The organism is Enterococcus raffinosus, from assembly GCF_018917525.1.
Lineage (GTDB): Bacteria > Bacillota > Bacilli > Lactobacillales > Enterococcaceae > Enterococcus_A > Enterococcus_A raffinosus_A.
On sequence record NZ_JAHLOS010000029.1, the window covers coordinates 49994 to 60159 of the forward strand.

General features: G+C 40.4%; 7 protein-coding genes. 1 reads left to right on the top strand and 6 read right to left on the bottom strand.

Features of this window, described 5'->3' with window-relative positions; translation table 11 throughout:
* Window positions 1-221: 221 nt before the first annotated feature.
* From KQI58_RS16105 to KQI58_RS16120, 4 genes are all read right to left on the bottom strand, one after another.
* Window positions 222-1778 (bottom strand): mucin-binding protein, encoded by a 1557-nt coding sequence (locus tag KQI58_RS16105; protein WP_216410055.1) that lies wholly within the window; start codon window positions 1776-1778, stop codon window positions 222-224.
* A gap of 485 nt (window positions 1779-2263) precedes the next feature.
* Window positions 2264-3211, bottom strand: coding sequence for a serine hydrolase domain-containing protein (locus tag KQI58_RS16110; protein ID WP_216410056.1), 948 nt, complete (start codon window positions 3209-3211; stop codon window positions 2264-2266).
* Window positions 3212-3508: 297 nt separating this feature from the next.
* A complete protein-coding gene (locus tag KQI58_RS16115; RefSeq protein ID WP_216410057.1) occupies window positions 3509-5950 on the bottom strand; it encodes a glycyl radical protein in 2442 nt (813 codons plus the stop codon).
* 141 nt (window positions 5951-6091) lie between these two features.
* Window positions 6092-6838 carry a DeoR/GlpR family DNA-binding transcription regulator gene (locus KQI58_RS16120; protein WP_216410058.1) on the bottom strand — a complete coding sequence of 249 codons (747 nt, stop codon included), beginning with the start codon at window positions 6836-6838 and terminating at the stop codon, window positions 6092-6094.
* A gap of 148 nt (window positions 6839-6986) precedes the next feature.
* Here KQI58_RS16120 and KQI58_RS16125 point away from each other — a divergent pair, with 148 nt between their 5' ends.
* On the top strand, window positions 6987-7763 hold the full coding sequence (locus KQI58_RS16125; protein ID WP_216410059.1) for a glycyl-radical enzyme activating protein: 777 nt from the start codon (window positions 6987-6989) through the stop codon (window positions 7761-7763).
* A 60-nt stretch (window positions 7764-7823) separates the two neighbouring features.
* Here the strand turns inward: KQI58_RS16125 and fic are convergent, their stop codons facing one another.
* Together fic and arcA are read right to left on the bottom strand one after the other, a co-directional pair.
* Window positions 7824-8432 (bottom strand): protein adenylyltransferase Fic, encoded by a 609-nt coding sequence (fic, locus tag KQI58_RS16130; protein WP_216410060.1) that lies wholly within the window; start codon window positions 8430-8432, stop codon window positions 7824-7826.
* A gap of 144 nt (window positions 8433-8576) precedes the next feature.
* Window positions 8577-9773 carry an arginine deiminase gene (arcA, locus tag KQI58_RS16135; RefSeq protein ID WP_216410061.1) on the bottom strand — a complete coding sequence of 399 codons (1197 nt, stop codon included), beginning with the start codon at window positions 9771-9773 and terminating at the stop codon, window positions 8577-8579.
* Window positions 9774-10166: the final 393 nt, after the last annotated feature.

Below are 10166 nucleotides of genomic sequence, written 5' to 3' on the forward strand. Positions count from 1 at the left end.
ATAACGAAAAACCAGTAACAAACACAGGTTACACTTGGTGAGTGCACATTGAATGTCGGAAACGCTTTTTAGACTGATACTTCTTATATAGTGAGAACAGACTGTAGAAAACATCCAGTAATTGGATGCTCCCTACAGTCTGATAAAATGAATAGATGCAACTCCGTTCAGTTTTTTTGTAAGCAATCAGCTGTTCCCTTACAGATACACCTTATCGTCCATTATTCTGATTTACGTTTCGAACGATTGATCCACACACCAAAGACCGCCGCTGCAATCACTGCTAGACCACCTATCCAGGTAAGGTAACGTCTTGTCTTTTCCCCAGTGCTTGGATACGTCTTTGCAGAAGACGTGGTTTTGGCTGTTCCGGCTGCTTGATTCGCCGTTCCTCCTGAACTTCTTGATCCTGCGGTTGTTGAATTGCTCTTAGCTCCAGAATTCGCTGTTGCCTTGCCGCTTGTCGTAGAAGATGTGGTTGTGCTGGTTGTTGCTGTCGAGGATTGGGTAGTCTGTGTTGTTTCCGACGAGGAAGTGGTTGTTTCTGTTTCCGAAGTAGAAGGTTCTGTTGCTTCCTTCGTATAGGTAACCGTTACGTCAGAATTTTCATCCTCGGCCGTCAATCCTGTAACTTCTTCGATTTCTTTCTGATCTGCTGTGTAACCATCAATTTTAGGGCTTGTTACAGCATCAAATGTCGTATCTTCATCTTGAGCGGTCCATTCACCATAGGTTACTTCGCCAGTCGCTAGATTTTTCGTTTCTGAGCGGTTAAAGATAACTTTATCGGTATGAACATCGGCCGCTTTTTTGCCGTTTTCATATAGGTAGTGAATCGTACGTGTTACTTCTTTGCTTTCCTCTTTAACCTCGGATAGATGTTTCACGTGAATAGTGACAGCTTGATCCTCGGAATCATTATTGTCGAAAGTACTTGGTACAGAATCGACCGTAACGTTTTCATAGCCTTTGGACAGATAATTATCTGCAATCTTTTGTAAATCAGCCTGATTCATCGTTAAATTCTCATTCGTAGCGCCACTATCAAAAGTAACGTTTTCTTCCAATGTCTTCCCATCAATATCATCGATAACGTTGTAAACTACCTTTTGTTGATTACCAGCATAGAAATAATAGACATCTGTTTGTCCATAGCCTTGAATGCCTGGTGCGCCTTCGACATAAGAAGGTACAATTGTCCCATCAGAGTAATATCTTTTGTCAGCGTATCCTGGATAGGGTACATCATGAGATTCTGTTGCCAAGATACTCTTATCCTCCCACGCATCAACTGTTCCCGAATCCAATCCCATGTCTGAAAGGGTCCATTTGAGCTGCATTTTTTGTATCAAAGGCAGTTGATTATTATAGTCCTCTACTAAGGTGTATCCTGATAACTCTTCAGGAGCTATAGAAGCAGAATCATAAGAAAACGCTCCCGAATCATTGACCTTATTTGTTGGCAATCCTTCCATGGTGATACTGCTAGCTAATTCTCGTCCGTCTAAATTAAGATAATGAACGTTGACTGCTGTTTTCCTAGCATTAATCTCATTATCCTCAGCTAGTGGTGTTGCCTTTTGTTCTGCCACTTCAGTTTCTGACGCCATAATTTCTCCAGTTGTCATTTGTTCTTCTTGGCTGTTCGAGTGATTGACTATTTCAGCTGAGGCTGGAATAGCAGCCATTGTTTGTGTAACCATTGGTACAGATAACACAAGTAAGGAAGAACAAACCAACATACGTGAAACAATTTCCTGTTTAGTCGTCTTTTTCATATATAAGCCTTCTCTCTAAATTTTTACTGGATTCGATTCCAATGCTATTATGTGATAATTTTCTATCACGAAAACGTCATAATCTATTAAAAATAATAAAATATCCGGCTTGTTTTACTGAATATCAATGAAATCAGGTTTATTTCCAAGATTGATTAGCACTATTCTCTCAATCAAAGTGAACGATTCCTTCATTTCATCATTCAACTACCTAAAAAAACAGGACAAGAATGCGAGTATTTCTAGTCTTTTTCTGAAAGAGACAGTTACAATAAATAATTTTTTATTTTTATGGCACATTTCATTTTTCAAAATAGTTTTCAGTCATAAAACTACTGATTTAAAATCATTCCAACCAAAAAAACAGCATACACCAGAACGGTATGCTGCTATTTAACGCTAGATTTTTATTGATCAAGTTAAAGTTATATGATCAGGTAGTCTATCGAACAAACCATGTTCTATCGTTTGTCCTACCTATCCAATCACACTTTCATAACCAATTCTTCCCATATTATCTGACGAAGCGGCGACAAAGGATACAGCTCGTGTCCCATTTCATCTGTGGGTTCCAAGGATAACACGCTAATCACTACATTCTTCTTAGGGATCAAAATGCAATATTGCCCGAGAATCCCCCACATAAATACTAGATCATTGGCCTCATCAATCCATATTTGATAACCATAGCCTGCCTTAACCGGAGGATCGTTAGGCACAAACTCTGTGCTTTCATAATGTGGAATAAGCATGTCATCAATAAACGCCTCCGGCAAAATACGTTTCCCCTTGTATACTCCCTTATTTAGTAGAAGCTGACCAAAATTCCCAACCTCATCCACACTTAGCTGCAGCGCATTGGCCGCGATTGTATGCCCCATCGGACAGCTGGTCCATTCGACATTGTGAATTTCCAAAGGTTCAAAAAGTCGATACCTCAAATACTCTCGCAGATTCTGACCCGATTTCTTTTCGATTAAACAGCCTAAGATATAGGCGTTTGCGTTGTTATACAGAAAAGTCGTTCCCGGCTCATTAAGAAATGGCGCGTGCTTAAAAAAGTAACGCACCCAATCTCGTTCATGCTTTCGCTCATATCCAGCCCTGCGAAGCATTCGTTCACTCACACCCGAAGTCATCGTCAATAAATCTCTAACCGTTATTTTTAAAGCGTTTTTATTCGTGAGGTCGTAGCTCTCTTCCGGAAAACTATCAACAATTCGATCGTCTAAGGTGATCAATCCTTCTTTGATGGCGATCCCAACACCTGCCGCCGCAAATGTTTTCGAAATAGAATATGCTTCAAATCTTGGCTTTCCCGGAAATCTCGTCCATTCATCAATAACTTGACCCTCTTTTCGAATCTGAGCAGCAGTAACATACAGCTTCTTTTCCTCTGTCTTCCTTAAAAATCCCTCTACCAATCCTGTCATCGGAACAGCCTCCTAGTTGTTATTTGTCTTGACATCTGCATAAAGTGATCATGGATAGAAAAGCATTGGATTATCTTAGCCGATAAGCTTCAAACAGTTTTTATATGATTTTTCAATAAAGATAGCATGAAGAATGGTGATGTGTAAATATGTAAAGGATTTTGAATCTATTAATTGAGTCGGTGATCATTTTCAGCTATACCTAACATGAATTCCTTTTTTAATAGATAACTTTCATTTACGGTTAAACCTAAAATAAACCTGAGAGACAATGTCTCCCAGATTTACTAGAATCTCTTACAATACATGCTCGGTCCGTTCAATAATGTCATCTTGGGTTGCTTTTGATAAGACATTGAAGAAAGCAGAATAGCCGGCAACGCGAACGATTAAGTCACGATGCTTCTCAGGATGTTTTTGCGCATCGATCAATGTTTCTCTAGAGACGACATTGTATTGAATGTGGTATCCGTGCAATTTATTAAAGAAGGCGCGAAGCAGCATGATCAATTTTTGCTTGTCTTCTTCTTTGGCTAACGTTTGAGGATTGACTTTTTGATTGAGCAAGACACCGCCAATGATTTCCTCTGTTCTAAGCTTAGAAACTGATTTAAGTACGGAAGTCGGACCGTTTTTATCCATATTATGCGATGGCGAGCAGCCTTCAGCTAAAGGCACCCATGCATTACGACCATCCGGTGTAGCCATCGTTCCTTTTCCTTGCCCGACATTCGCTGAAATCGATGACGTTCCAGAATAACGCGTACCGCCGATTGGTCCGCGGCCAAAACGGGTACTTGGATATTTTTTGACTTCTTCGATATAGCTGTCATAAGCTTTTGTCACTAGCTGATCGGTATAGTCATCATCGTTCCCATATTTTGGAACTTCGTTTAAGATCATTTGTTGGATCTCTTGACTACGTTCACTGGCATAATCCGTCATCAACGCTTCCCAAAGTTCTTCTCGCGTAACTTTTTGCTCTTCATAAACGAGCTTTTTAATCGCTGCCAGGGAATCCGCTAAGTTGGCAATCCCAACCTGAAGGCCTGAAATAAAGTCATAAACGGCTCCGCCTTCTTTCAATGTCTTCCCTCGACCGATACAGTCTTCTGTTAGTGCAGAACACAAAACATCTGGGACTTCTCGTTCAAGGCCAATATCAATGGCATTTTCTACGATGACACTCATGCGAGTTAATTCACGTACGGTCTTATCCCAAGCGTCCTGCAGCTCTTCAAAGGACTTCATCTCTTTGAAATGACCATAACCTTTAACAAAACGTTTACCAGAAACCGGGTCAATCCCGTCATTCATCGCAATCATTAAGATTTTAGGGAAGTTCATGTAGCTCATTCCGGTACAGCGATAGCCCCATTTACCTGGAACCGCCGTTTCGACACAGCCGATTGCACTATAATCATAGGCATCTTCTTCTGTGACACCGATTTTTTCAAATGAAGGGATGATGATTTCATCATTGTTAAAAGCAGGCATCCCAAAGCCTAGCTTCATAACCTCGATACATTCATTCATAAAGTTATTATCTAAACCTGAATGATAACGAACCGTTAAGTTAGGCTGCGGCAATTTTGTTTGCGCAACACTTCGAAGGACAAGATAAGATAACTTATTTACGGCATCCTTCTTATCCCGCGTTTGGCCGCCAATGGTCACATTTTGATACAAGGGACTGCCTGCACTGCTGAAGGTATGTGCTTGGCTTCTTACTTTATTGACGGTTAGTGTTTTGATCCAAAGGTTGGTTAACAGTTCAACTGCCTTCGCTTCAGTAATGGCGCCTTTTTCTAGATCAGATTTCAAATATGGATACATATATTGATCGAAGCGTCCGTAAGAAAGCGAATGACCATTTGATTCAATTTGTAAGATCAATTGAATAAACCAAACTGATTGTACTGCTTCTTGGAAGGTTTCCGCCGGCTGATTGGGAACTTTTGCACAAATACGGCTAATCTCTAACAGCTCCGCTTTTCTTTCCGGTGTCGCTGTTTCGGCCAGCTGTTTTGCTAAGGCAGAGAAACGTTCTGCGTAGGTTTGAACCGCATCTAATACGATCAAAATTGCATTGTAAAATTGGTATTTATCAATGCTTTCCGGCTCTGTCAGATCTAGGTTCGCTTTTTCTTGCAAGGTCCGTTTGCGATAGCCTTCCAAGCCAACTTCTAAAACAGTCCGATAATCCACGGCTAGGTGGGCATCGCCAGAATTCATCTTTCCTTCCATTCCGAAGAAGCCCGTTTCCATAAATACAGAAACTTCATCAGGCAGTAAGCAGCCCGCTTTTGCTCGTAAATTATTGTTTTCCCAGAAAGGCGCGATCGAACGTAAATCCTCTTTGGTCTTTTCAGTTATATAGAAGACATCGCCATCACGTTTTTCAAATAGATCAAGTTCGTTTAACACAAATTCCATCGTATATTCTGGAAAAATCGGTGCATCCTTGTTGGAGGCTGCTTGATTTCCGACGATCAAGGTTTCATCTTCAATGTAAATCGACATTTTTTCTAAAATATTCTTCAGCATTAAGGCACGCTTCATGACGTTTGTCTGATGTTGGTTTTCCTTATAGGCTTCAGTAGCTAATAATGCGCGTTCTGCACAAATATAAGGTTTCTTGGTTAACACGGATTCCCGATACTGGTTCATACGGTTGGTTAAATAGCCGAAATACGGTTGACTGCTTGCACTTTCCCGTTCTTTTGTTTGAATCGTCATCTCTAGCCCTCCTGTTTCGTTCGTAACTCATATATTATTCTTTCGAAGTAATCGTATCACGCTTTTGTAAAATCAGTCAATATGAAGTAGGGATATTCAAAACAAAAAAAAGAACTGCACATTTGTGCAATTCTTGAATACTTACTTCACAGTGATGACGTCGACCTTGTTTTCATTTAAGAAATCGCGGGTGGATTCTTCAATCCCAGCATCGGTAAAAACCTTGCTAATCTCATGAAACCCAAACTCAGAAACAACGCCATTTTGGGTAAATTTGCTGGAATCCGTTAAGACAATCGTGTGCTTCGCCGCGGTTGCTAAGGTTCTAGTTGTGTCGCATCTCGTGATATCGCTACCTGTAAACCCTCGCTTCAGATCAAAACCATCGATCCCCACAAATAGCTTATCCACGTAAAACTCACTGATCACTTGCTTCACTAATGGTCCGACATTGACCTGAGAATCCTTTTGATACTCGCCACCGATTAAGATCACCTTCACAGAATCCGCTTTTCTGATATAAGAAGCAATAAAACATGAATTCGTAATGATCGTAATATCGTTTCGATTGAAAGCTAATTCTTCCGCTAACAGCGCACAGGTAGAGCCTGATTCGATCATGACCACGTCGCCGTCATCAACGATTTTACTGGCTTCTAAGGCAATTTTTCGTTTTAAATCGTAATTTTGCGCCAATCTATAGTTGATATCATCCATATTATTTAATAAAGCAAACCCGTGCTGGCGATGTAAAAGGCCTCGTGATTCTAATTTATCGAGATCTTTTCTAATGGTTACTTTCGACACGTTTAGTAATTCTGAAAGTTCATTTACTTCAATTTTTTTCTTTTGGCTTACTATCGAAATAATTTCTTCTTCCCTTGTCATAGTCAACCTCCTTTATCCCTTTTAGATTACCATATTTCCTATCACGCAACAATATTTTATAACTATTTAGTTTCGTACGTAATATATTATATTTACGAATACAATATTATTTGCTAAAATACAAATGAGCAACGAAAGGAGTCTTACCATGAAAGACAAAGCCTGTATCTTTAATATCCAAAAATTTAGTATTCATGATGGTCCAGGTATCCGAACCGTCGTATTTTTCAAAGGCTGCCCGTTGAAATGCTACTGGTGTTCAAATCCTGAGTCACAAGATGGCAAGCCAGAAAATATGTGGGATAACCAAAAGAAAGCTGTCACTACAGTTGGTGAATACAAAACCTTAGACGAAATCATTGATGAAGTGATGAAGGATGAACCGTTCTATGAAGAGTCTGGCGGCGGGGTCACCTTGTCTGGTGGCGAAGTCCTTTATCAGGCAGAGTTCGCCACCGAATTGCTTAGACAGTTAAAAGAAAAGGGTATTCATACTGCCAGTGAAACAACGGGATTCGCTAGATCCGAAGTCTTTAAAAAATATATTGAACAAGTCGATATCTTATACTTTGATGTGAAGCACCATAATGAAGACGAACATAAAAAAGGAACGGGAGTATCGTTGAAGCCTATTTTGAATAATTTAACCTACGCCCACAACGAACATCCGAATCTAGTAGTAAGAATCCCAGTCATCCCGAACTATAATGACGGAGAAGAAAATGCTGAAGCGTTTGCTCAGCTCTTTAATCAGATGGGGATCACTACTGTCGAGCTGCTGCCTTTTCATCAGTTTGGAGAAAAGAAATACGACTATCTTGAACGAGAGTACACGATGCACGATATCCCTCAGCTTCATACGGAAGATTTGGATTACTTTAAAGCGATCTTTGAAGCGCATCAGATTGCTTGTTCAGTTCATTAAAAATTGAAAAGCCCACTAGTATAACGATCGAAACATCGCTTGTACTAGTGGGCTATATAATTACAGATCTTCCGTCTTAAACTCCGTATACCCCTCATAATAATAACTAGCATCGATCCCTTTAAAATAGGTTTCATGATCAGCAATTTTGTCAGTCAAAGCAGGTCTCAATAGCTCTTTGATGGGAAGATCATTCACCGGACTCATGATCATTGCTGAAAGATATTGATCCTTGTCTACCTCGTTCCAGTCTACCATCTTTCCTATTTCTTTCTTCAGTATCTGGTCTAACCAAATTCTAGTGGCGCGACCGTTGCCTTCTCTAAAGGGGTGAGCAATGTTCATCTCTACATATTTTTCAATAATTTGCTCGTAATTCGTCTGTTCGAGCTTCTCAATTTCTTTCAAGGCGGGTTCAAGATATAGCACTGGCGCAAATCGAAACTGGCCTTTGGCTAAATCAACCTCTCGGATTTTCCCCGCAAAAGGATAAATATCTTGAAACAGATAATGATGAATTTGAGCCAGTCCTTTAAAGGTGCCTACATCAAACGAATCAATGACATTCTTTTCTACGAGTTCTTTTGCTCTGGTTTTTGTTGTTCTTTCTTCAATTCTGGCAAGTTCAGCCTGATTGTCTATACCTAGTAAGTTTTCCAAAATAGCCATAACTCGTTCACCTCTTCCAAAATCATTAAAGACTTGCCTCTATTGGTTTATTCATTATATCACTTATTATTTAGACCTATATCGTTCAAGGTTTTAAGTACTCGATTTAAATTATCATAAACATCCGTCCTTCGTGCAATAACCTCACCTATCCCTAACAAACGGCATACTCATACAGCGTGGGCCGCCGCGACCGCGAACGAGTTCGCTTCCTGGGATTGTGTTTATTTTGACGCCGGCTTCTTTTAATTTCTTATTCGTGATCGTGTTCCGGTCGTAGACGATCACTTCGCCAGGGGCGATCGCTAAGGTGTTCGCGCCATCGTTCCATTGTTCCCGAGCAGCTGCGGTAATGTCGTTGCCGCCGCAGCGAATTAGCTCTACGGACGGCAGATCGAGATAGCGGCACAGAATGTTTTCTAACGTATCCTTTTCTTCACTGATTGTCACTTTTTGATTTGCTTTGATTAGTGAATAGACCGCCAAATCTCCTTCGATCTCGGGATGAATCGTAAATTTATCCTGATCCACCATCGTAAAGACGGTATCTAGGTGCATGAATTTCCGTTCTTCGCCAATATTGAAGGCCAATACCTGCTCAAAGCTTAGCTCCGCTTCAAAAATGCGGGCGGCTAATTTTTTGATGGATTCCATGTCGGTTCTTTGGGAAATTCCCACAGCCAATACTTTACTTGAAAGCACCAACACATCTCCGCCTTCAAGTCTCGTACTATCTTCACGATCGTACAGCAGCTTCACAGGATTCTGCGCAAACATGGGGTGATGGTTGAAAATATACTTGGCATACAAAGTCTCTCTGCGACGGGTTTCAGCATACATTTTGTTCAGTGCGATGCTGCTTCCGATCGTTGAGAAGGGATCGCGAGTAAAATACAAGTTCGGCATTGGATCAATATAAAAAGGTGACACCTCATCCATCCTGTCAGACAGCTGATTTCTTTTCAACCCTGCCATCGTATGATCAATAAACATGCGGTTATCCTTAATAGCTGAAAAATAGTCCGTAATTTCTTTACGAATATCATCATCAGTGATGAAGGCTTCATCTAAGTATTCCTGTAAAAATTTCTGCTTAATGCCGTCACTTGTTAAGGACTCTGCAGCTAAATCTTCCAAGTAGAGCACATCAACGCCTTTTGAGCGAAGGGTATCCGCAAATAGATCGTGCTCCATTCTCGCCTGATCAAGAAATGGGATGTCGTCAAACAACAGCTGCTCCAAATAATCAGGCATTAAGTTCTCCAGTTCCTGTCCAGGCCGATGCAGAAGCACTTGTTTCAATGGACCGATTTCCGAAAAAACATGGATTGGTTTCTTCATAAATTCTTCCCCTTCCTCTCACTATGTACGCGGTTTCAATTAAAAGCAGAATCTTCGCTACTCAAAAAAGAATGCCTAACCAAAGTATAGATGAGAATCACAGATAATCCAAGTTCCCTGCTGTTGCAAAAAGAAAAGAGCCTCGAAAGACTCTTTAGTACAAAATATCCAATTATCTGAAAAGCGCAGAATGGCTCCGATCAATGTTCCTTTTCGACAGTTATTTGCTAATGATTCGGCTGACTTCCACCATATTGTAAATGGCGGTAGTAAAATGGTTCTTTCCAGTGTTAGTTGATTTCCAAGTCCGACTTTGGTAATAATAATATAAAAACTAGAACGGAGTCGTCGAAACTTTGGATGAACTTATAAAATTACTAGATACCCATCTAC